Raw genomic sequence first — 23718 nt, 5'->3', positions numbered from 1 at the left:
TCACTACTGCTCAGCGAAAATCGACAACAACCCTAGTATAAATCGACAAACGTCTTATCGCGCTGGTGAGGCTGGTTCAGATCTTGTTCTGGACCCAGCGAAATCACGCCATGCGGATTAATCGTGCCGTGGCTACGATAGTAGTGGTGACGAATGTGCGCCATATCGACGGTATCGGCGATGCCGGGCATCTGATAAATATCACGCAGAAAACCGAACAGATTTGGATAATCGCTCAGGCGATATTTATCGCATTTAAAATGCGTGTGATAGACCGGATCGAAACGGATCAACGTCGTCCACAGCCGCAGGTCGGCTTCGGTTAACTGCTCACCCGTCAGATAGCGTTGTTTTGCCAGAATGCTTTCCAGATCGGAGAGCGCGGCGAAAACGGCCGTGGCCGATTCATCATAGGCTGACTGGCTTGTCGCAAAACCAGCTTTGTACACACCGTTATTGACCTTGTCGTAAATCCAGCCGTTCAATTCATCAATCTGAGCGCGTAGCGCTTCTGGGTAATAATCTCCCGCCGTTGCTCCCACGCCATCAAAAGCGCTATTCAGCATGCGGATGATATCGGCAGATTCGTTACTGACAATGGTGTGCTGCTCAGTATCCCACAGGACAGGTACGGTCACCCGACCGCTGTAGTCTGGCATGGCGTGCAGGTAGAGCTGGTAGAGGAATTCGTGCTGATAGAGTGAGTCACCCGTCGCGGCTTCAAAATCGGTACCGAACGTCCAGCCATGATCGAGCATGAGGGGATGAACCACCGAAACGGCGATGTGATCTTCTAACCCTTTCAACTGTCGCATGAGCAGCGTGCGGTGTGCCCACGGGCAGGCAAGCGAAACATAGAGATGATAACGGCCGGACTGGGCAGGAAAGCCACCTTTGCCGGTTAGGCCGGGTGCGCCATCGGGCGTTACCCAGTTGCGGAATGCGGATTCTGAACGCTTAAAATGGCCGCCGGTAGATTTGGTTTCATACCAGGTATCGTGCCATACGCCGTCAACCAGTTGTCCCATAAATCCTCCCGTTAGTGAGTGATGATAAAACAACGGCAAGCCTTGTATGCTTGCCGTCTCATTCGGTATTCGACTATTAAGTGTAGTACAGGCCGGAAAAGGCTCGTCTTACCACTTTTTGCCCAGCAGGCGGTCGATACTGAATGCGCCTGGGCCTGTTACAGCCAGCAGGAGGTAGCCGCCAGCGATGGTCAGGTTTTTCATGAACATCAGTTGGTTCATGCCTTCCGCAAAGTTAGAGTGGAAAATCAGTGCAGTCAGCAGCGTAAAGCCCGCAGTGAACAGCGCGACGGTACGCGTCAGCAGACCGAACAGAACTGCCAGACCACCACCCAGTTCCAGCAGAATGGTCAGCGGCAGCAGGAAGGACGGCACGCCCATCGCCTGCATATATTGTTGTGTACCTGCATAGGCATCACCCAGCTTACCGTAACCTGCAACGATAAACAGAATTGGCATTAAGATACGTGCAACCAGCAGTGCAGTGCTTTCTAAATTTTTCATCATCTCTCCAATTAATTTTGTTGTGGGCTATATTGCCCTGTTTTGTTTGTTGTAGCAGGTGTGGTCTGAAAACTTGGCCCGCCATCAGGTTATGGGCAGATAGTATAGAGAGATGATTTGCGCTTCCAGCGAGTATAATTGTTGCTTTATTTCAGAAAAATTGATGTTCAGTGAATTGTGCAAGAACGCGCGGTAATGACATGAGCGCGTTAGGTAAAAGTCAGATGAAAAATGTCTTATATAGAGAAGGCAGATAGCCTAGATGATAGGAAGGATTACGGACGTGGCTCAAACGTTTTGCGAACGAGTCTGATTGTGCCCCACAGCCCGACGAGGCGGCGTCCCCAGCGAATCATGCGGCTGGGATGGCGTACGCCATAGAGCGCCACGAGGCTGGAACCCACGATCCAGTATTTACGCCACTGCATCAGGCTTTGCCAGCCGCGATCGTAACGGGCGGTGGTATCCAGCCAGTGCTTCTTACCTGCCGATAAATCCAGCCGCTGCTGCTGTATCTGGCGCAGTAGCTGGGTTTTTTCTTTGTCTCGCTGTTGACGCTGGTTCATTTGGGATCGTCCTCCAGCAGCGATCTGTCGGTCGCCAGCTCCTTACGCGTCGCTTTGAGCAAGGTGGAACGACGTACCTTCACGAGTGTCCATATACCGCCTATCAGCGCCAGTCCGAGCAATGTGGCGGTAATACACCCCAGCGCAAAGAGGCGATATTGCGGATCGATGCCCCAGATGATCAGCGCGATCAGGCTCATAATGCCAAAAGCGGCAAAAAGCAGCGTCAGGCCGACCATAATCAGCAACTGAATCAGATTGGCTTTCTCTTCCTCTAATTCAATTACGGCTAGTCGAACGCGGCTTTCCACCATGCTGACAATAATAGAGATGATGCGCTGAGCAGAAGCCATGACCCCGCTTGCGGGGCCTTGTTGTGATTTATCCGTCATAGCAATCCGCTAATTAGCGACGAGACAGCAGGACGCCAAGCACGACACCGACTGCTGCGCCAATGCCGACACCGGTCCACGGATTCTGGCGTACATAATCGTCCGCAGATTCAACCGCTTCTTTGGTTTGGGAAGCGATGCGCTCACCGGTATCGCTCAGGCGACTGCGGGTTTCTTTCAGCGCGCTTTCTGCCTTATTACGCAGCTTGTCGAGTTCCGCTTTAGATTTATCGCTGGAGGTGCTTAATACTTCTTCCAGCGTGTCCGCCAGTGATTTCAATTCGGCGCGTAGGTACTCAGAATTTTGATCTTTAGCCATATTAATAACCCTTCATGTTATAAACCTGAACATTAACTATAGCTGAAGCTGAAATTTATGCCGCCCAAAACGGGTACGGACAATTCTGATAACTCGCTGTAAATTTTAGCGATTTGGATTTTGCATACAAAATGAACAGTTGCTGTGTGTTTTGTAGGGGCAATGTGGTGATGGGCTATTGCGATGTGCCACGTTCTGCGGCGCGCAATTCCTGCTCGGCTTCAGCCAGCTTTCTTTCGCGCTTGAGGATCTTCTCGGCGTCATCCCCTTTCTGGCGGCTTTCATTCAGTTCCTGCTGCCGCTCTGCGACATCTTTGCGTTTTTCCGCAATCGCTTCCTGACGTTTCTCTGCTAATCCGGCATCCGTGCAGTGGGTTTTCACGCCGTCCAATGCCTTCTCTAACCCGTTGATGCGATTCTGATTGCCATGCTTACGCGCTTCATCGATTTGGCGCTGAATATCTTGCGCTTTCTGCTGACAGGTCTCTACCTGATTGGCGGTATTCGCCAGTGCATGACCGGAAAGCAGGACAGATAAGGCAATAATGGATGGAGATAGTTTTGATGGAGATAATTTCATAGTCGTCACCCCAGTTTGGATTGTTTCTGTGTCAGTTTCTGCTGCCAGAACGGTGTCGGGGTTGTCACTTGCTGCGCGGTAATCGTGACTTTAGGTAGAGACAAACGTAGGACATCTCTGGCAGCGATACTCTGTTCTGGCGAGGCCAGACGGACGATCAGGCTATCTTGCTCTGGCGTAATGCTCTTGATCGCAATCCCTTTTTCGTTGAGACGTTGATACACGTAAAAGCCATCTGGCAACGCGGCACCATCATAAGGCCTGATATGTAGCATAGCATCGTCTTGGGAGCGGCGTAGTGACTGGGACTGCGTCAATGCAATCATCGGTAGAGCAAGCAATAGCAGTATGCGACCTGCTTTCCTGGAGAAGAGCTTAGAGAATAACCCGCTGATTGACACGGTTAGCTCCCTTTTTCAGCGTTATCTGTTTTAGCGTCACGTTTTTTACGCCATAGGACAAAGAGCGATCCAAACAGGCCGATAAACAGCAGCACCAGCGGCAGCATCATCAGGCAGAACATCAGCTCGTCTTCATATTTCAGGAAGACCGTTGTTTTTCCTAAGGCGAAGCCCAGCGTAACCAGAATAAATACCCACAGGAACCCGCTCATCCAGTTAAAGAACTGAAAGCGCGCGTTACTCAGGCCAGACAAGCCTGCGATGGTAGGGAGTAGCGTTCTGACAAAAGCCAGAAAACGGCCAACTAAAAGTGCGGACAAGCCATGACGATGGAAGAGCTGGTGGGCGCGCTGGTGATAGTGCGCGGGCAAATGTGATAGCCAGCCTTGAACCACTCCCGTATTACCAAGCCACTTCCCTTGAATATAGCTAGCCCAACAGCCGAGGCTGGCGGCCGTCGTCAGGAGAAATATCGTAAAAGGGTAATTCATTGTGCCCTTGGCAACGAGGACGCCGACTAAAATGAGCAGGCTATCGCCGGGCAGGAAAGCGGCGGGGAGCAGGCCATTTTCCAGAAAGATAATGAGAAACAGTAATATGTAGATGGTCCATACCAGCTTCGGGTCGGCTAAAATATCGAAATCCTGATGCCAGAGTGCGTTTAACAGTTCTTTGATTAATTCCATCCGGTATTCCTAATACTGCTGTTGCATTTTAGCCTTGGCGACAATCACGCTTCTGGACATGATAAGAGTGAATACAGTGCTAATCCCGTCATACGTCAAGTTGCCTGAAACTCGACGTATTTAGGGTATATCAGGGCACAGGATTATGATTTTTTGATGATCTCTGTTTTTCTGCCTGATAGTGGAGCTGGCGTCTGACTTGATGCTCGCTTTTCGCTGCGAACCCGATAAACAGGCTGCCTGGGGATTGTTTGGTCTTGGCAGACTTTGCATTCAAAGCGACGGATTAAGCGTAAGAAAGACGCGTTAACTGTAACAAAATAGGTGTTACTGAGACAGAAAAATATTACGACAACTGGGGCGGTTTGGGGGGATTTTTCGAAGAAGAGTGGGGATTTCTGCGATATTTTACACTCGCTGACAGAAATCAACGTTTTCTGACTTTTTCCCTTTGGTACAAAATTTTCCCCCTTCGCTCAAAACAAGGGGGAGGATGCCTATTTAGGACTTGCCCGTGTGTATCTGGTCGAGGTGGACGACCGGATTCTCGGCGAACATATAGCGGTCGACGTTGAACTCGAAATCATCCGTCGTGGCGCGAAATAGCATCTGTTTGGTATTTTCCAGATGTTGCCACATCGCGAGTTTGGCCGCGTAAGGATCTTTGCGAATCAGTGCCTTAAGGATGCGGTCGTGCTCTTCGCACCAGCTTTCAATCGACTTGTCGTCAATGTGCTCATGCAGTTTGCGCCAGTAAGGATTATGAATCCGTTGGCTCCACATTTTCTCGACGATGGTCGCCATCGCAGAGTTCTGTGTTGCCAGCGCGACCTGAACGTGGAATTTGAGATCCCACTGAGAATCACGAAAGCGATCTTCTTGCCGCGCGTATTCCTGAATTTCCATCAGTTGGATGATGTCCTGACGGGTCACCTGCGTGGCCGCAAATTCGGCAATGTTGCTCTCAATAAGCTGGCGAGCCTGAAGCAGCTCAAATGGACCCGCCGCGACAAATTCATTATCGCCGCTATTAATGAACGGATTCTTCTGCTGGTTGGAAATAACGTGAATGCCTGAACCCTTGCGTACTTCAACGTACCCTTCGACTTCCAGCATAATAATCGCTTCACGTACCACGGTGCGGCTGACGTTCATTTCTTCCGAAATATAGCGTTCTGCCGGTAATTTTTCGCCAACCTGGTACATACCGCTTTCAATGCGTTGTTTTAATTCTGCGGCTAACTGCTGGTATAGCCGGCGGGGTTCAGTGAGTGCCATGATGATGTCTACTCTCGATAGATGACGGTCCATGTGCCACGTCAGGGCCTGAGTGTCTATCTCGTTAATCTTTCAGGGATGATTTGTTATACCACTTAATCATAGCAGCAACCAATGTTGCGGTCACAGTTATCGCGGTGTGTTATCGGAGGGAGGTGGCTCACCCAGTCGCAGATCATACCGGATGAGCCAGGATAATGCAGGAATTATCAGTTCTGGTTGGCTTCTTTCAACGTTTCCGCCGTGGCGGCGACTTCTGATGCGGGTTGGTTTTTCAACACCGTCCAGATGACGACAGCACCTAGTAGATCGAAGACGGCCAGTGCAGCAAACAGCGGGCTGAAGCCCAGCGTATCGGCCAGCGCACCGACAACCAGTGCAAACATGGTACTTGCCATCCAGGCTGCCATCCCGGTTAAACCGTTCGCGGTAGCCACTTCATTACGACCAAATACGTCAGATGACAGGGTAATCAGCGCGCCGGACAATGACTGGTGCGCGAAACCACCGACGCACAGCAGGGCGATGGCGACGTAAGGGCTGGAGAACAGCCCGATCATGCCCGGTGCGATCATCAGTACTGCGCCCATCGTGACCACCAGCTTGCGGGAAACGATCAGGTTCACTTTGAAATATTTCTGGAACAGCATCGGCAGATAGCCACCCAGAATGCAGCCGATATCGGCGAACAGCATCGGCATCCAGGCGAACATGGCGATTTCTTTCAGGTTAAAGCCGTAGGCTTTAAACATGAACAGTGGGATCCACGCATTGAACGTTCCCCAGGCGGGTTCAGCCAGAAAACGCGGCAGTGCGATACCCCAAAACTGACGGTTACGCAGGATCTGCCAGGCGGACATTTTCTTCGCGTTATTGGTTTGGTGCTGTGCTTCCTGCCCGCTAAGAATATAGTCACGCTCTTCGTCGCTGAGTTTCTTCTGATCTTTCGGATGCTTATAGAAGATAAGCCAGCAGATAGCCCAGATCAGGCTTAGCGCACCGGTAATGATGAAAGCCATTTCCCAACTGTGTGCCACTATCGCCCACACGACCAGCGGTGGCGCGATCATGGCGCCGATGGATGACCCCACGTTGAAGTAACCCACTGCAACAGAACGCTCTTTTGCCGGGAACCATTCGCTACTGGCTTTCAGGCCTGCAGGGATCATGGCCGCTTCTGCCATACCGACCGCGCCGCGGGCGATCGCCAAACCCCCCCAGCTATTTGCCAGCGCGGTGCCCATACAGAAGATGGCCCACAGAATGGCGAACATGGCATAGCCGATTTTGGTGCCAAGCAAATCCAGTACATAGCCGGCGATGGGCTGCATAATGGTATAACAAGCTGAGTAGGCAGCAACGATGTAAGAATACTGCTGTGTGGTGATGTGCAACTGATCCTGTAGCGTCGGTGCGGCGACAGAAATTGCATTACGCGTCAGATATCCCAGCACGGTGCCAATGGTCACCAGTCCGATCATATACCAGCGTAATCCTTTGATTTTACGCATTTACTTTCTCTCCGAGTCAATAAAAACACAGTGATGGCTCTTGAGTGGCGTCACGGTGTGATGTGTCTTGTGATGTTGTGCGACACGTTTTGTTGTTGTGCTGAACAGGAAAACCCTTCTCTTTGTGAGATAGCGATTGAATCCCTGCTTAAGGCAGCGCTACAATAATTTGTCATACAACTTTAAAAGTTGAGTGATATCACAAAACCATTATTTTTATATGGAATAGCGAATTCCTCGCTTAAACCGAGAGAGACAAGCCGTTTACGGCGATAAATGCTGAGTTATTGTACTGTTTGTTACATTTTTGCGATCATGACCTCACAAATACTGTGAGATATCGCGCATAATTGGTGTGATATCTTTTAACGGTCAACTAATTTGGTGCACAAGAAGCACGGTAAGGAAGAGAACATGCCCCAGTTTCTGAGTGAAGATTTTCTGTTAGACAGTGAATTTGCCCGTCGTCTTTATCATGAGTATGCCGTCGACCAACCGATATTTGACTATCACTGCCATTTGCCGCCTGAGCAGATCGCGGAAAACTATCGCTTCAAAAATTTGTATGACATCTGGCTGAAAGGCGATCACTACAAGTGGCGTGCGATGCGCACCAACGGCGTGCCTGAGCGTTTGTGTACCGGTGATGCCAGCGATTGGGAAAAATTTGAAGCCTGGGCTGCTACCGTGCCGCACACCATCGGCAACCCGCTTTACCACTGGACACATCTGGAACTGCGTCGTCCATTCGGCATCACCGGCACGCTGCTGTCGCCGAGCACGGCAAAAGACATTTGGGATCGCTGTAATGCCATGCTGGAGCGCGATGACTTTACCGCGCGCGGCATCATGCAGCAGATGAACGTGAAAATGGTGGGTACGACAGACGATCCGATTGACGATCTGCGCCATCATAAAACCGTTGCTCAGGATTCGAGCTTCTCTATCAAAGTGTTGCCGAGCTGGCGTCCCGATAAAGCGTTCAACATTGAGCTGGCAACCTTCAACGACTACATGGCGAAACTGGGTGAAGTCTCCGATACCGATATTCGTCGTTTCAGCGATCTGCAAACGGCGCTGACCAAGCGTCTGGATCACTTCGCTGCGCACGGCTGTAAAGTATCTGACCACGCGTTGGATGTGGTGATGTTTGCCGAAGCCGATGACGCCACGCTGGATAACATTCTGGCGCGTCGCCTTGCTGGCGAAACGCTGAGTGAACATGAAGTGGCACAGTTCAAGACTGGCGTACTGGTCTGGCTGGGTGCGGAATATGCGCGTCGCGGCTGGGTTCAGCAGTACCACATTGGCGCACTGCGCAACAACAACCTGCGTCAGTTCAAACTGCTGGGGCCGGATGTAGGCTTCGATTCCATCAATGACCGTCCGCTGGCTCAGGAACTGTCTCGCCTGCTCAGCAAGCAGAATGAAGAAAACCTGCTGCCGAAAACCATCCTTTACTGCCTGAATCCGCGTGATAACGAAGTGCTCGGCACCATGATCGGTAACTTCCAGGGCGAAGGGATGCCGGGCAAGATGCAGTTCGGTTCCGGCTGGTGGTTCAACGATCAGAAGGACGGCATGCAACGCCAGATGACTCAGCTCGCACAGCTTGGTCTGCTGAGCCGCTTCGTCGGTATGCTGACCGATAGCCGTAGCTTCCTGTCTTACACCCGCCATGAATATTTCCGCCGCATTCTGTGCCAGATGATTGGCCGCTGGGTGGAAGATGGCGAAGCGCCAGCCGACCTGCCGTTGCTGGGCGAAATGGTGAAAAACATCAGTTTCGATAACGCTAAAAACTATTTTGCCATCGAGCTGTAATTCCACCGCATCGGTGTGAGTTGCACGAGGGACGCGGCAGTAAGATTCCTAAAGGGGATTACGCCGCGGCTCTCGGTGTCTCGGTCTTTTGTCATCGGCACGCGTGGTGATTCGGTGCGGGTGAATATGAATATAGGGCAAGGATGACGATGGTCGATCGGTCGTGCCCTGAATGTGAGATTCGTCCTAAGGTAGCCTGTTAATGCAAACGTTAAATCGTCGTAACTTCCCCGGTCGTCAACACCCGGATCGGGTCATCCAGTTTGGTGAAGGCAACTTCCTGCGTGCCTTCGTTGACTGGCAGTTGGATTTGCTGAATGAGCACACCGATCTGGATGCGGGGATTGTCGTGGTTCGCCCGATTGATTCCGATTTCCCGCCCGCGCTGGACACGCAGGATGGGTTGTACACTACGATTATCCGTGGTCTGAACGAGCAGGGCGAGGCGGTGCGTGAACCCCGTCTGATCCGTTCGGTAAACCGTGAAATTAACGTGTACCGTCAGTTCGATGAGTATCTGGCGCTGGCGCACGATCCGAATATCCGCTTCGTGTTCTCCAATACCACCGAAGCCGGTATCAGCTATCACGCAGAAGATCGCCTCAGCGATGCACCGCCTGTCAGCTTCCCGGCGAAATTAACCCGTCTGCTGTATGAGCGCTTCTGTCATTTTGACGGCGCGGCGGATAAAGGCTGGGTGCTGCTGCCGTGCGAGCTGATTGATTACAACGGCGTGGCGCTGAAAGAGCTGGTGCTGCGCTACGCCGCACAGTGGAAACTGACGCCAACGTTTACCACCTGGCTGAACGATCACAACACCTTCTGCTCGACGCTGGTGGACCGCATTGTGACGGGTTACCCGCGTGCCGAAGTGGAAGCGCTACAGCAGGAAATGGGCTATCAGGATACCTTTTGGGATACGGCAGAACACTTCTACCTGTTCGTGATTCAGGGGCCACAGTGGCTGGCGGAAGAATTGCGTCTGAACAAGCTGGATCTGAACGTCCGTATCGTTGATGACATCAAGCCGTACAAAGAACGTAAAGTCGCGATTCTCAACGGTGCTCATACCGCGCTGGTGCCAGTGGCATTCCTGGCGGGTCTGGATACCGTTGGCGAATCGATGAATGATGCCCTGATTGGCAAATTCGTAGAAAAGACCATTGCCGAAGAGATTGTGCCGGTATTGGATTTGCCGCATGACGAATTGACGTCGTTTGCTCAGGCTGTGCTCAGCCGCTTCCGTAACCCGTTCATTCAGCATCAGCTGTTATCTATCTCGCTGAATGGCATGACAAAATTCCGCACCCGTATTCTGCCGCAGTTGCTGACCTACCGTGAGCGTCACGGTGAGCTGCCTGCTCGCTTGACGTTTGCGCTGGCGGCCTTAATTGCCTTCTATCGCGGCGAGCGCAGCGGTGAAGGCGATGCGTTACAAACCTATCCATTGCAGGACGATGCACACTGGCTGGAGCGTTATTCCACGCTGTGGGCGGGCGTAAAAGAAAACACCGTCAGCCTGGCTGAGCTGGTGAATGTTGTACTGCGCGATGCCGATCACTGGGAACAGGATTTAACACAGGTTCCTGGCCTGGCTGCGCAGGTGACTGAACAGTTACAAACCATCGTTGAGCGCGGCATGCGCGCAGCTGTGGAAGGTTATTGCTAATCAGCAAGAAGGGTTATCCATGCAAAGTATTATAAAAATTCATTCTCTGGACAATGTGGCTGTCGCCCTGCGTGATGTCGAGCAAGGCGAAACGGTGTCGGTGGATAGCCATACGGTGACACTTCAGCAACCTGTCGTGCGCGGACATAAGTTCGCGCTGGAAACCATCGCACCGGGAGAAATGATTACCAAGTATGGCCTGCCGATCGGCCATGCGTTGGTGTCTATTGCTCCCGGAGAACACATCCATTCCCAGAATGCGAAAACCAATCTGAGCGATCTGGATGAATATCAGTATCAGCCTGAGTTCCTCGAACTGCCTCCACAAATGGGCGATCGGGACGTGCAGCTCTATCGTCGCAAAAATGGTGATGTGGGTATCCGTAATGAGCTGTGGATCCTGCCAACCGTTGGCTGCGTGAACGGGATTGCACGTCAGATTCAGCAGCGTTTCCTGAAAGAAACCAACGATGCGGAAGGGATCGACGGCGTTTACCTGTTCAGCCATACCTTTGGCTGTTCACAGCTCGGTCAGGATCACGAAAACACCCGTACGATGCTGCAAAACATGGTGCGTCACCCGAATGCGGGGGCAGTTCTGGTGATCGGTCTGGGCTGTGAGAACAATCAGGTTGACGCATTCCGCACGACGCTGGGTGATTTTGATTCCGATCGCGTGACGTTCATGGTGTGCCAGCAGCAGGATGATGAAGTCGAAGCGGGTCTGGAACGGCTGCATACGCTGTATGAGGCGATGCGCCATGACAAACGCGAACCGGGTAAGTTGAGCGAGCTGAAGTTTGGTCTGGAATGCGGCGGTTCCGATGGGCTGTCTGGTATTACTGCCAACCCGCTGTTAGGCCGTTTCTCTGACTATCTGATCGCTAACGGCGGTACCACTGTGCTGACCGAAGTGCCGGAAATGTTCGGTGCGGAACGTATTCTGATGAGCCGCTGCCGTGATGAAGCGACGTTTGAGAAAACCGTCCACATGGTGAACGACTTCAAACAGTACTTCATCGCGCACGACCAGCCGATTTACGAGAACCCCTCGCCGGGTAACAAAGCGGGCGGGATCACCACGCTGGAAGAGAAATCACTGGGCTGTACGCAAAAAGCTGGACAGAGCAAAGTGGTGGACGTGCTGAAATATGGTGAGCGCTTACATACCCCAGGGCTCAACCTGCTCAGCGCACCGGGGAATGATGCCGTCGCAACGAGCGCGTTGGCGGGTGCCGGTTGCCATATGGTGCTGTTCAGTACCGGACGCGGCACGCCTTACGGCGGATTTGTGCCTACCGTAAAACTGGCGACCAACAGCGAGCTGGCGAAGAAGAAACCGCACTGGATTGATTTCGATGCGGGGCGTCTGATTCACGACATGCCGATGGACGAACTGCTGAGCCAGTTTGTCGAGCTGATTGTCGAGATTGCTGACGGCAAGCGGACGAAGAATGAAGTGAACGACTTCCGCGAATTAGCCATATTTAAGAGCGGCGTGACGTTGTAAATATTATCCATTCCAATTAAAATAAAACGGCGTTTCATTTTTATAATGGCGCCGTTTTTTTTCGCCACAACTTTTTAGAGGCAGGGATCATGACACATTATTGGATTGCCCAGTCTGTTGGTGTACTGGCATTTCTGGTCGGTATCACCATGTTTTTCAACCGTAACGATCAAAAATTCAAAATACAGCTCTCGGCATACAGCGCCGTTATTGGCCTGCATTTCTTCCTAATGGGGGCAAATGCGGCAGGTGCCAGCGCATTGTTGAACTCGGCACGTACGCTAATCTCACTGAAAACGCACAACATCCTCGTGATGTTTGTCTTTATCTCACTGACGCTGCTCTTTGGTTTGTCGGGCATGAACCATGCAATGGAACTGCTGCCGATAGCGGGCACGGTCGCCAGTACCTGGGCGCTGTTCCGTACGTCTGGGTTGACGACGCGCTGCGTGATGTGGTGCTCAACCGCTGGTTGGGTCGCACATAATATTTGGCTGGGCTCGATTGGTGGGTCGCTGATTGAAGGCAGTTTCCTGCTGATGAACGGCTTTAACATCATCCGCTTCTGGCGCATGCAGCAGCGCGGCATCGATCCATTCAGCGTAGAGAATAAAGCGTAATTTCAGGTGTTTCTCGTAATCTAACGCCGTTCGTTTTGACGCGAACGGCGTTAGAGGAAAGAGGATAATTGATCCCTAATCCGTTACAGCAGATTCAAACGCTCTTTTTCCGCCAGTTTGGCATCTTCTGCCTGACACACGGCGGCGGTAAAAATCACGTCCGTTGATGAGTTTAATGCCGTTTCTGCGGAGTCCTGCAATACGCCGATGATGAAGCCAACCGCGACCACCTGCATGGCGATATCGTTGGAAATACCGAACATACTGCACGCCAGTGGAATCAGCAGCAGTGAACCACCTGCCACACCCGATGCACCACAGGCACACAGCGACGCTACGACACTGAGCAGCAGCGCGGTCGGCACGTCAATCTGAATTCCCAGCGTATGGGCGGCGGCCAGCGTCAGCACTGTGATGGTAATCGCCGCACCGGCCATATTGATGGTGGCACCCAGCGGAATGGCGACCGAATAGCTATCTTCATTCAGGTTCAGCTTACGGCACAGTTCCATATTTACCGGGATGTTGGCGGCGGAACTGCGGGTAAAGAAGGCCGTCACGCCGCTCTCGCGCAGGCAGCGCAGCACCAGCGGATAAGGGTTGCTACGAATCTTCCAGTAGACGATCAGCGGGTTGACCACCAGCGCGACCAGCAGCATGCCGCCGATCAACACCATCAGTAGATGAGCATAACCCCACAGCGCGCCGAAGCCGGTTTCCGCCAGCGTTGAGGCGACCAGACCGAAAATCCCCAGCGGTGCGAAACGAATCACGACGCGCACAATCATGGTGACTGCGTTGGAGGCATCGTTAATCATGCTCTTGGTACTGTCCGAACCGTGGCGGAACGCAATGCCCAGCCCAACGGCCCAGACCAGAATACCGATGTAATTCGCATTCAGCAGCGCGTGAATCGGGTTGGAAATGATGCTCATCAATAGCCCCTTCATCACATCGACAATACCTGATGGTGGCGTGATGTCGGCGGCCTGCGCGTTGAGCGCCAGCGTGGAAGGGAAGAGGACACTAAGTACAACGGCAATCAGCGCCGCAGAGAAGGTGCCGATGAGGTAGAGAAACAGGATCGGGCGGATATTGGTTTTCTGCCCTTGCTGATGATTGGCAACCGATGCCATTACCAGCATCAAAACCAGAATGGGGGCGACGGCTTTCAATGCGCCGACGAACAGCGTTCCCAATAAACCAGCCGCCAGCGCGGCCTGGGTAGACAGCGAAGCCAGAATAATACCGGCTGCAAGCCCCAGAAGAATCTGTTTAACCAGGCTGCCGTGGGTAATGTACTGCAAAAAACGAGAGTGTTGAGTTGCCATAATTTTGACGGGATAACCGTTCCGCTAAGTGGTTGTTTGTACGGAGTTGGCACCTCTGACGTGTGTCGGGTGACTTTTTCTTTCCGTAACGATATGTGTTTGCGCGTATCAGTATATGAAAATTTGTTCTTGAGAAAAGCAATGATGTGGTTTTTTATGACGGACATCCGTGTCCGTCACCCTTCGCGCCGTTGCTGCACAACGTTGAAAAACGCTCCCAGCGTTTTTTTACGGCGTAGCGCTGATTTTTGCTTAGGGTGTGTGTCGAAACGCGTGAGTGTAGAAAACATTAATGGGGAAACGTCTCCGCACAGCTGGATCCGTGCGGAGAGGAGAGAAGAGGATTAACGCTCGGCGCGTTTGTTCACCCAGACGTTGATCAGCATGGTGATGACCAGAATGCTGGCAACGACGCTCAGAGAAACGGCCACCGGAATATGGAAAATGTCGATGAGCATCATCTTAGTACCGATGAAGATCAGGATGACGGCCAGACCATATTTCAACAGTGAGAAGCGTTCAGCCACGCCAGCCAGCAGGAAGTACATTGCACGCAGGCCCAGAATAGCGAACAGGTTCGACGTCAGCACGATAAAGGGATCGGTCGTGACGGCGAAAATAGCAGGGATACTGTCTACGGCGAAAATTACGTCGCTGATTTCAACCATAATCAGCACCAGAAACAGCGGCGTGGCATACAGGATGCCGTTACGACGGACGAAGAATTTTTCATTCTCGATGCTATCCGTCATGCGCAGACGACTGCGTAGCCAGCGCACCAGCGGTTTGTCGCCGATCGCTCCGCCATCTTCTTTCGCCAGCGCCATTTTAAGGCCGGTGAACAGCAGGAATGCACCGAACACGTAGAGCAGCCACTGGAACTGCGTGACCAGCCAACTGCCGCCAAACACCATCAGCGTTCTGAGAACGATGGCGCCCAGCACGCCGTAAATCAGCACGCGGCGTTGGTATTGCGGGGGAACGGCGAAGTAGCCGAAGAGCATCAGCCAGACGAAGACGTTATCGACAGCAAGCGCTTTCTCGATCAAATAGCCGGTCAGGAAAGCGAGTGACTGGGCGTTGGCCACCTCGCGACCCATCGTGCCATCCAGATACCACCAGAAACCGGCGTTGAACAGCAGAGAGAGAGTGACCCAGATGATAGACCAGACGGCAGCCTGTTTGAACGTCATTACCGTCGACCCTTTGCGCCCTTGATAGAGCAGGTCGATGGCCAGCATCACTATAACAATGGCAGCGAAGCTGCCCCATAACCATGGCGTGCCGATGGTGTGCATAGCAAGATCCTTAAATAGAAACAAAAACGGCCAACATCGGAAGGACGCTGGCCGCTTGTTATTAAAGCTGCAGATGCACCTCGCCTTCCGGCAAGGTCTCACTTACAACATTAATGAAGCTGTCTCATCAAGGTTGCCCGGTAACCGGATGCGTAAAGCATCGTAATGACGATTGACCGGCGGAAAAGTTACTCCCCTTTGCCTGACAGAAGATAGGTGAAAAGATGATCCTGGTCAAATAATTATCGCTGCCTTACTCCGCATTTCCCGGCGTCGCGGCGTCGGCAGGAAATACGACACCCGTTTGGCGGCGAATTTCCGTCAGCAGCCCCGCGACGGTACGCGAGCGTGCCAGTTCTGCATGGTTAATGTCGTTATCGTTGACCAGCGTGGCAAAGACCTCGGCTTCGTACAGCATGCTGTTGATATGCTGCGGCTGGCTGAGATCCACTTGCTTGCCTTCACGCGGGATGAATTTCACGTTATGGCATTCGGATACTTTTTCAATCACCAGCGACCCGTCTTCCCCCTGAATTTCGCTGGGGATAGCGGAGTGGCTGACTTTGGAGTGAACGATGGTCACATCGAAGTCGCCATAATTCAGGATGATGCTGCCATGTGCGTCTACGCCGCTTTCCAGCAGTGTCGCGCTGGCCTGCGTGGTACACGGCTCGCCCCACAGCGCTACGGCGAAGGCCAGACAGTAGTAGCCGATATCCATGATGGAACCGTTGGAGAATGCCGGATTGAACGTGTTGGGGTTCTCACCTGCCAGATAGAGCGGGTAGCGTGAGGAATACTGGCAGTAATTCAGCACCACTTTACGCAGTCTGCCGACTTTTGGCAGCGCCTGCTGGATCACGCTAAAGTTGGGTAGGCTGGCAGTTTTGAAGGCTTCAAAGAGTACGACCTGATTTTCTCTGGCACAGGCGATCATTTGTTCGACTTCATAGCGGTTGGAAGCCAGCGGTTTTTCGCAGATGACGTGCTTGCCATGGCTCAGGAAAAGCAGCGCCTGTTCGCAATGCAGGGAATTAGGACTGGCCAGATACACGGCGTCGATAAGATCGGATTTCGCCATGGCTTCCAGTGAATCAAACAGCGTATCCACCATGTAATCAGTTTGAAACGGCTGCGCTTTTTCTGCCGTACGTGAATAGATAGCGGTGAGCTTCAGTTTGCCGGTTTCATGGGCGGCATCAACAAACTGGCGGGTGATCCAACTGGTTCCTACAATGGCGAAGCGAATCATAAGCGTTTGGTATCCTGAAGGCATTTGTGATGACTATGCAGATTATCACGGTGAAATGACAAGGCAACGTCAATCATTTCCGGTTCTGGCAGAGAAAAGCATTTACTGACGGGCTATTTTAAGGGATAAACAGCGCAAATTTTATGATGCAGGAGAGGCTAATGAGCCAACTCGAATTGGAAACGTGCAACCTGACGTTGGTGCGTTACCCTCAGGTCGCTGAAAACTCGGCGCTACAGGCGTGGGATGCCGCAGATGAATATCTGCTGCGTGAACTGGCTAGCATGGAAATCGCGCCGGGCCCGCGCCTGATTTTCAATGATACGTTTGGTGCGCTGGCCTGCGGTTTACAGGCACAATCGCCTGTCAGTATCAGCGACTCTTATCTGAGCCAACTGGCGACGCGACATAATCTGGAACTGAACGGTTATGCTGTCGATGCGGTAACCCTGTTGGATAGCATGGCGGAACTACCGGATGCGCCCGAGCTGGTGGTGATAAAAATCCCGAAAACGATCGCGCTTCTGGAACACCAGTTGAGAATGTTGCGCAAGGTCGTTACGCCGCAAACGCGTATCATCGCCGGGGCGAAAGCACGGGATATTCATACCTCTACGCTGCAACTGTTTGAACGCGTGATGGGGCCGACGAAAACCTCGCTGGCCTGGAAAAAAGCGCGTCTGGTTCACTGTGAGTGGGCGGAATTAAAAGTCAGTGAGCAGCCACTTACTACTGAGTGGGAGCTGGATGGTTACGGCTATCGCATTCAAAACCTAGCTAACGTGTATTCGCGTAATGGGCTGGATATCGGTGCCCGTTTCTTTATGCAGCATTTGCCGGAACAGATAGACGGTAAGATCATCGATCTCGGCTGTGGCAACGGCGTCATTGGGCTGGCGGCGCTGGAAGCCAACCCAGAAGCCACCGTCGGTTTCTTTGATGAATCCTACATGGCGGTGGCATCGAGCCAGACGAACGTTGAAGTCAACCGCCCGCAGGATATCGAGCGCTGTAGCTTCGTGGTGAACCACGGATTAGCCCGCGTTAAGCGTGATACGTTGCAGGCCGTATTGTGTAATCCGCCATTCCACCAGCAGCAGGCCGTGACGGACGAAATCGCCTGGCAGATGTTTATGGATGCCCGCCGCTGCCTTCAGGTCGGCGGAGAACTGCGCATCGTGGGGAATCGCCATCTGGATTATTTCCACAAGCTGAAGCGCCTATTTGGTAACTGTGAAACCCTCGCCAGTAACACGAAATTCGCGGTACTGCGCGCGGTGAAAACGGGCTCGTCCCGCTAAGCGACCGGCCCCTGCTTTGTGAGGCTAATTCAGCCTCACAAAGCGGAATCTGTTTCGCAAAACTGACTTTTCTCCACGAACTCAATGTGTCCCACGAACTACAATATTAACGCCAGCCGGGTGGCCTGTTCGATCGCTCTGCGTGCGTCTAATTCCTGCGCCACATCGGCACCGCCAATCAGATGAACGTGACATCCGGCAGCGAGTAAGGGGTCATACAGCCTACGGTTAGGTTCCTGACCGGCACAGATAATGATGTTATCCACTGGCAGACAGCGCATTTGCTGGTCGTGGATAATGTGCAGCCCCTCATCATCAATATGATGATATTCCACGCCGCCCAGCAGCGTTACGCCGTGGCGCAGCAGCGTGGTGCGATGTATCCAGCCTGTCGTTTTCCCCAGATTTTCACCGGGCTTGCCGGTTTTCCGCTGTAATAAGGTAATGTCCCGCTGGTGGGGAAGTCCGTCAGGTTGTTGAGGCAGCAGGCCGCCCCGATGCCGCAACTGCTTATCGATGCCCCATTCTGCATAAAAGTCGTCATGTCCTGCCTGAGAAGACTGGGGATTAAGACGATGGCTGTCGTTAAGAAGACGATTATTGTTCAAAAGATAGTGCGTATTGTTCAAAAGATAGTGCGCGGTATCGAAACCGATGCCGCCTGCGCCGATAATGGCAACCCGTTTGCCGACTGGCTTTTTGTCGCGTAGCACGTCCAGATAGCTCAACACGCTAGGGTGGTCGATACCTGCAATTGCGGGAATACGCGGCACGATGCCACAGGCCAGAATCACGTCATCAAAACCGAGTAAATCGGCGGCGGTTGCCTGCGTGCTCAGGCGAAGCGTGACGCCGAGTAGCTCTAACTGCCGACGATAGTAGCGCAGCGTTTCATAAAATTCGGCTTTGCCGGGGATCTGTTTGGCAATATTGAACTGGCCGCCGATATAGGAAGAGGATTCGAACAGCGTGACCTGATGGCCGCGTGCGGCGGCGTTGACGGCAAAAGACATACCAGCAGGCCCCGCGCCGACTACCGCAAAGCGCTTACCGACTCTGGCGGGCTGGATAGGCAGTTCGGTTTCGTGGCAGGCGCGTGGGTTGACCAGGCAGGACGTGACCTTGCCGGCAAAAATCTGATCGAGGCAGGCCTGATTGCAGCCGATACAAGTATTGATTTCATCCGCACGTCCCGACTGCGCTTTTGCCACCAGTTCGGCATCGGCGAGAAAAGGACGCGCCATCGACACCATGTCGGCACAGCCTTCGGCTAAAAGCTGTTCTGCGACGCCGGGATCGTTGATGCGGTTGGTGGTAATCAGCGGGATGCGGACTTTCCCCATTAGCTTTTGCGTTACCCAGCCGAAGGCTCCGCGTGGCACCAGCGTGGCGATAGTCGGAATCCGCGCTTCATGCCAGCCGATACCGGTATTGATGAGGGTGGCGCCTGCCTGCTCAATTGCCTGCGCCAGTTGCACAATTTCTTGCCAGCTTGAGCCTTCTTCTATCAGGTCGAGCATCGATAAACGGTAAATCAGAATGAAGTCCGGCCCTGTTCGTTCCCGCACGGCGCGAACAATCTCAAGCGCGAAGCGGCTACGGCGCTGGAAATCGCCACCCCATTCATCATCGCGATGGTTGGTGTGCGTCACCAGAAACTGATTAATCAGGTAGCCTTCCGATCCCATAATTTCCACGCCGTCGTAACCCGCCTGCTGCGCCAGTGTGGCGCAACGGGCAAAGTCGTCGATGGTTTGTACAATATCCTGCGTGCTCATTTCTCGTGGTGCAAAGCGGTTAATCGGTGCCTGAATGGCCGATGGCGCGACCGGATCGGGTTGATAGCTGTAGCGTCCGGCGTGGAGAATTTGCAGCGCGATTTTTCCGCCTGCGTCGTGTACCGCCTGCGTCAGCACCTGATGATGTGCGAGCTGCGCCTCGTCATGCAGAGTTGCGCCGCCTTTGGCGACGGCACCTTTGGCGTTTGGCGCAATGCCGCCTGTGACAATCAGGCCTACGCCGCCCTGCGCCCGCTCACGGTAAAATGCCGCCAGCCTTTCGGTGCCGTCTGGATGTTCTTCCAGACCGGTATGCATGGATCCCATCACCACGCGGTTCTTTAACGTTGTGAAGCCAAGATCGAGTGGGGAAAGCAGCGTGGGGTAGGCAGTCATTGCACTCTCCGGTGAAGTTAACTGGTCTGATGAGTCATGGTGTTCAATCTAGCCGTAATTGAGAGAGTTGTGAAATTTATGTTTATTTATTGTGATTGATGTCATTGCGAACCTTGGGGAGAAGCGCGAGCAGACAAGGGATCGTGCACTGGAGTGTTTGTTGTCGGGGGCGTGTGACATTATAATCCGCGAGTTTATTGGGCAAAGGTATCGTTATGCGGGTGGAAGAGTTGGAATATCGGCTGGATAGCGCGCTTCGGGCGTTAGAGCAAAGCGTTCAACGTCAGCAACAGACGTGGCGGCAGGAACATCAGTCCCTCCAGCAGCAGTTGCTTCAGGCGAAAGAGCGTGACGCTTACCTTTGTGCGCAGATTGAACGGCTCTCTGCACAGCTGAGCTCGATGGATAGCTCGCCGGAGCGTAATCCGCTGATTCAGAAAATGAAGGTTGTTCATGCCCATCTTGATGTGTTGGCACAAGAAGCCAGCGCCTTTAGGCGTTCACTGAGGTAACGCGTTAACGCAATCCTTCCGCTTCCTTACACAATTCCTCCTCATTCTCCATAATTGCCGCAAATGTGGAGCCGACACTTGCAGAGATTTACCCTTGCTCTAATTAACTGAAGGTGTCGGGCCTATACTTTCTCTCGTAGCACGGCACTCGCCGTCGACAAGTCAATTCAGAAAGAGGAATAGAATATGCGTAAACTCACTGCAATGCTGGTTGCTTCTTCTTTGGCATTGGGCGCGGCAGGTATCGCGCATGCTAATGACGCACCGAAAGGTCCCGGCCCGGAACACAAGATGATGATGAAAGAAGGGCGTGAGCATCGTGGCATGATGGGGCCGGATGCGATGTTTAAGGAGCTGAATTTGACGGAAGCGCAGAAGCAGCAAATTAAAGACATCATGAAAGAGTCCCGCGAGAAAATGCACAAAGCGATGCAGGACGATCGTCGTGATATGCATAGCCTGGTTGCATCCGATACGTTTGATGCCGCAAAAGCACAGGCACAGTTGGATAAAGCCGACGCCGCGCACAAGGCCAGAATGCTTAACGGACTGGAAACCAAGAACAAAATTTACAACGTTCTGACGCCAGAGCAGAAAAAGCAGTACAACGACAATTTTGAAAAACGACTGACTCAACCGCCAAAACCTGACGGCAAGCCTGTTCCTGCGGAATAACGCATCGGTAAGATAACGAACTCAGTCAACAAGACCACCGGATTGATGTATTACCTCACGGGTAATGCCTCGGTCCGGTGGTTTTTTATTTATTTTCCCGCCGCCATCGCACTGTGAGTAAGGAAATGATTAATGCTATTCTCACGCGGAGACAGCAGGTGAAATGATCGGATAGCGGGCGGTAAAGGACAGATGAATCACGATTTGACGTTAAAAAATATAAAATTCATGCCGCTGCTGTTTCTGACCACTCTCATCGTGAGCTGTATGGGATTTCGGTTTCGGGTGTTGGATGAGCTGTCGCTGTTTTGGCCCGCCAACATTCTGGTGTTTTGCCTCATGATCAGTTTCAGAGCCAGAAAAGGGACGATAACAGGTAAAACGCTCTTTATCTGTAGCGGTTTTTTGGTGAGTTATGCCGCGATGCTATCGGCTGCGTTACTGATGGACAATAACTCTCCGCTAAAAACCAAGGTGCTGTTATGTTTGTGCAATATGGTCTTTGTGGTGTCTGCCTGGTGCGCCTTTTGCCTGATGTGTCGGTTTACCGGAAAGTGGTCGACATTTGAGAAATTCAGCAAATATTACGTCTACATTATTTTCGCGTCGACGTTTGCCGGCGCGTTCTCATCCGGCGTAGCGTATGGGGTTTATGCGTATGTCTATGATACGGGGAACCGCTATGCCGAATTTATGGACTGGTTCAGTGAGCAACTCGGCACCGGTATTATCCTCGCGTTCTTTTTCCTGCGGGGTAAAGACATCCTGCGCGCGTTACGGAATATTCCGTTATCCCCGAAATACATCAGAGACAATGTTTTTCCCTTTCTGGTCTTTATTGTTTTTTTATTGGTTAGCTTATTCTTTCTGGATGCCAGCCTGATTACGCTGTCTGTGATTCCGCTCACGCTGTGTGCGTTCAATTACTCTTTTACGATCATGTCGTTGCTTTGCGCGATTACCGGCGTAATACTGAATTATCTCTATATTAATCAAGTCGGTATACTCATCGATTCGAATTCCGAAGCGTACATTAATTCGTTTCTCACCACGGCACGGCTGAATATCGCGATGTTAATTATGGCGATGTTGAGCGTCTCTCATTTTGTCTCAATGAACCGACGGCTGATTAAAATTATTGAAAGCAACAGCCTGAAGGATGCGCTCACGAATACCTTCAATCGTCGCGCTTTTCTCAGCATGTTGAACGGGCGGCAGGGCGTGTTGATGAATAAGAAAAAGCGCCAATTAACGCTGCTGTTTTTGGATATCGATTATTTTAAGCAGGTCAATGATACCTACGGTCATGCCTGCGGCGATGAAGTCATTGCCAGTTTCGCCCGTATTCTGAACACCAATATTCGCCCCAGCGACATCCTCTGCCGGTGGGGTGGGGAGGAGTTCGTGATTGCGGCTTATGACCTGACGGCTGAGCAATCTGGAGCCATGGCTGAAGCCCTACGGCGTCTTACGGAATCCACGGCGCTGACGTTGTCCGATGGGCGGGAAATCCATTTTACGACCAGTATCGGCGTTGCCATTTTTTCCCAGTATGAAGGCGGCAATATTTACGATCTTATCGGGCTGGCGGACGAGCAACTGTATAAAGCGAAAGCGCAGGGGCGTAATCGCGTCTGTATGCGCCTGGTCGAAGAGGTCTGACTCTTCCCTTGACCTTCCCCTTACTGGAACGTCTACCCTCAAAGTTACTGTGACTGATTGAGGGGTTGTGATGAAGAAAGTCCATTTGTTATTAACGGCAGCGTTGCTGGTTCCGTTTATCTCGTTCGCGGCCGACAGCGCGCATAGCGGCCACGGTGCTACAAACGACGCGTCGTCCTCCCAACAGGCGTATCAGAAAGGGATGGATGCGATGCATAGCGAGATGATGGAAGGGATGCAGTCCAGCGACCCTGATATTGCCTTTGCCAAAGGGATGATTGCGCATCACCGCGGCGCGATTGATATGGCAAAAACGGAGCTGCAATACGGCAAAGACCCGGAGTTGCGTAAGCTGGCGGAAGAGATTATCAAAGCCCAGCAGCCGGAGATCGACCAAATGGAAGCCTGGTTGAAGAAGCAGAACAAGCCGTAAATTTACCCATGGCGCCTCTTCTGAGGGGCGTCATTTTGTTTTGATCACGCCGTGGAGTGGGCGGCTTCTCACGATTGGTAAAAATTTAGTGACTGTTTTCACAGAATAAAACGTAGAGATAGCTTTCTCAGCGTGAACTTGTTAGAAAACAGGAAAGGACGTCACCAGAATTTTCTGGGCGAGACCTGGATA

General features: G+C 52.3%; 23 protein-coding genes. 9 read left to right on the top strand and 14 right to left on the bottom strand.

The genetic code is table 11. The features are described from left to right. Window positions 1–32: 32 nt before the first annotated feature. The 10 genes from ACIPUG_RS09575 to ACIPUG_RS09530 form a co-directional block, all read right to left on the bottom strand. Window positions 33–1028: a glutathione S-transferase family protein gene (locus ACIPUG_RS09575; RefSeq protein WP_039461661.1), complete on the bottom strand. Its 996-nt coding sequence runs from the start codon at window positions 1026–1028 to the stop codon at window positions 33–35. A gap of 108 nt (window positions 1029–1136) precedes the next feature. Further along, window positions 1137–1532 carry a DoxX family protein gene (locus ACIPUG_RS09570; protein WP_010282928.1) on the bottom strand — a complete coding sequence of 132 codons (396 nt, stop codon included), beginning with the start codon at window positions 1530–1532 and terminating at the stop codon, window positions 1137–1139. A gap of 275 nt (window positions 1533–1807) precedes the next feature. Further along, window positions 1808–2098 (bottom strand): YqjK-like family protein, encoded by a 291-nt coding sequence (locus tag ACIPUG_RS09565; protein ID WP_094370663.1) that lies wholly within the window; start codon window positions 2096–2098, stop codon window positions 1808–1810. After that, entirely contained in the window at window positions 2095–2490 is a 396-nt protein-coding gene (locus tag ACIPUG_RS09560) for a phage holin family protein (RefSeq protein ID WP_039282379.1), read from the bottom strand. The genes ACIPUG_RS09565 and ACIPUG_RS09560 overlap by 4 nt, the downstream gene beginning before the upstream one ends. A gap of 13 nt (window positions 2491–2503) precedes the next feature. Continuing rightward, entirely contained in the window at window positions 2504–2809 is a 306-nt protein-coding gene (locus ACIPUG_RS09555) for a YqjD family protein (RefSeq protein ID WP_005971326.1), read from the bottom strand. Window positions 2810–2984: 175 nt separating this feature from the next. Next, entirely contained in the window at window positions 2985–3389 is a 405-nt protein-coding gene (locus tag ACIPUG_RS09550) for a DUF1090 domain-containing protein (RefSeq protein ID WP_048256593.1), read from the bottom strand. Between the two features lie 5 nt (window positions 3390–3394). Further along, a complete protein-coding gene (mzrA, locus tag ACIPUG_RS09545; RefSeq protein ID WP_039313059.1) occupies window positions 3395–3790 on the bottom strand; it encodes an EnvZ/OmpR regulon moderator MzrA in 396 nt (131 codons plus the stop codon). A 2-nt stretch (window positions 3791–3792) separates the two neighbouring features. Next, window positions 3793–4476 carry a DedA family protein gene (locus ACIPUG_RS09540; protein WP_010282951.1) on the bottom strand — a complete coding sequence of 228 codons (684 nt, stop codon included), beginning with the start codon at window positions 4474–4476 and terminating at the stop codon, window positions 3793–3795. 501 nt (window positions 4477–4977) lie between these two features. Then, window positions 4978–5754, bottom strand: coding sequence for a transcriptional regulator ExuR (gene exuR / locus ACIPUG_RS09535; RefSeq protein ID WP_039282370.1), 777 nt, complete (start codon window positions 5752–5754; stop codon window positions 4978–4980). A 209-nt stretch (window positions 5755–5963) separates the two neighbouring features. Continuing rightward, entirely contained in the window at window positions 5964–7265 is a 1302-nt protein-coding gene (locus tag ACIPUG_RS09530) for an MFS transporter (RefSeq protein WP_039496828.1), read from the bottom strand. A 414-nt stretch (window positions 7266–7679) separates the two neighbouring features. On the opposite strand from ACIPUG_RS09530, the gene uxaC reads away from it, so the two are divergent. The 4 genes from uxaC (at window position 7680) to ACIPUG_RS09510 (ending at window position 12888) form a co-directional block, all read left to right on the top strand. Further along, window positions 7680–9089: a glucuronate isomerase gene (gene uxaC, locus ACIPUG_RS09525; protein ID WP_205531224.1), complete on the top strand. Its 1410-nt coding sequence runs from the start codon at window positions 7680–7682 to the stop codon at window positions 9087–9089. Between the two features lie 202 nt (window positions 9090–9291). Continuing rightward, window positions 9292–10758: a tagaturonate reductase gene (locus ACIPUG_RS09520; RefSeq protein ID WP_014914079.1), complete on the top strand. Its 1467-nt coding sequence runs from the start codon at window positions 9292–9294 to the stop codon at window positions 10756–10758. Between the two features lie 19 nt (window positions 10759–10777). Beyond that, window positions 10778–12268, top strand: a complete 1491-nt coding sequence (locus ACIPUG_RS09515) for a UxaA family hydrolase (RefSeq protein WP_014914080.1) — start codon at window positions 10778–10780, stop codon at window positions 12266–12268. Window positions 12269–12357: 89 nt separating this feature from the next. Continuing rightward, window positions 12358–12888 (top strand): YgjV family protein, encoded by a 531-nt coding sequence (locus ACIPUG_RS09510; RefSeq protein ID WP_039510620.1) that lies wholly within the window; start codon window positions 12358–12360, stop codon window positions 12886–12888. 83 nt (window positions 12889–12971) lie between these two features. On the opposite strand, the gene sstT is transcribed toward ACIPUG_RS09510, so the two are convergent. The 3 genes from sstT to ACIPUG_RS09495 all read right to left on the bottom strand — a co-directional run bounded on the left by sstT (window position 12972) and on the right by ACIPUG_RS09495 (window position 16769). Beyond that, window positions 12972–14219 carry a serine/threonine transporter SstT gene (gene sstT / locus ACIPUG_RS09505; protein WP_039510621.1) on the bottom strand — a complete coding sequence of 416 codons (1248 nt, stop codon included), beginning with the start codon at window positions 14217–14219 and terminating at the stop codon, window positions 12972–12974. 344 nt (window positions 14220–14563) lie between these two features. Beyond that, window positions 14564–15517, bottom strand: a complete 954-nt coding sequence (locus ACIPUG_RS09500; protein ID WP_039496837.1) for a TerC family protein — start codon at window positions 15515–15517, stop codon at window positions 14564–14566. Window positions 15518–15770: 253 nt separating this feature from the next. Next, window positions 15771–16769, bottom strand: coding sequence for a Gfo/Idh/MocA family protein (locus ACIPUG_RS09495; RefSeq protein WP_039461634.1), 999 nt, complete (start codon window positions 16767–16769; stop codon window positions 15771–15773). Window positions 16770–16930: 161 nt separating this feature from the next. Here ACIPUG_RS09495 and rlmG point away from each other — a divergent pair, with 161 nt between their 5' ends. Continuing rightward, a complete protein-coding gene (rlmG, locus tag ACIPUG_RS09490; RefSeq protein ID WP_400338243.1) occupies window positions 16931–18070 on the top strand; it encodes a 23S rRNA (guanine(1835)-N(2))-methyltransferase RlmG in 1140 nt (379 codons plus the stop codon). A 98-nt stretch (window positions 18071–18168) separates the two neighbouring features. On the opposite strand, the gene ACIPUG_RS09485 is transcribed toward rlmG, so the two are convergent. Continuing rightward, window positions 18169–20244, bottom strand: coding sequence for an FAD-dependent oxidoreductase (locus ACIPUG_RS09485; protein ID WP_400338241.1), 2076 nt, complete (start codon window positions 20242–20244; stop codon window positions 18169–18171). A gap of 215 nt (window positions 20245–20459) precedes the next feature. Here ACIPUG_RS09485 and ACIPUG_RS09480 point away from each other — a divergent pair, with 215 nt between their 5' ends. The 4 genes from ACIPUG_RS09480 (at window position 20460) to ACIPUG_RS09465 (ending at window position 23526) form a co-directional block, all read left to right on the top strand. Next, window positions 20460–20756, top strand: a complete 297-nt coding sequence (locus tag ACIPUG_RS09480) for a hypothetical protein (RefSeq protein WP_010282972.1) — start codon at window positions 20460–20462, stop codon at window positions 20754–20756. A gap of 186 nt (window positions 20757–20942) precedes the next feature. Beyond that, complete coding sequence (spy, locus tag ACIPUG_RS09475; protein WP_014914087.1) at window positions 20943–21431, top strand: ATP-independent periplasmic protein-refolding chaperone Spy; 489 nt, start codon at window positions 20943–20945, stop codon at window positions 21429–21431. A 192-nt stretch (window positions 21432–21623) separates the two neighbouring features. After that, window positions 21624–23093, top strand: a complete 1470-nt coding sequence (locus tag ACIPUG_RS09470; protein WP_400338240.1) for a GGDEF domain-containing protein — start codon at window positions 21624–21626, stop codon at window positions 23091–23093. 70 nt (window positions 23094–23163) lie between these two features. After that, window positions 23164–23526, top strand: coding sequence for a DUF305 domain-containing protein (locus ACIPUG_RS09465; RefSeq protein WP_080164036.1), 363 nt, complete (start codon window positions 23164–23166; stop codon window positions 23524–23526). Window positions 23527–23718: the final 192 nt, after the last annotated feature.

Origin of the sequence: Pectobacterium sp. CHL-2024 (assembly GCF_044751765.1) — a bacterium.
Lineage (GTDB): Bacteria > Pseudomonadota > Gammaproteobacteria > Enterobacterales > Enterobacteriaceae > Pectobacterium > Pectobacterium brasiliense.
This window is presented reverse-complemented; position numbering and strand designations above follow the sequence as displayed.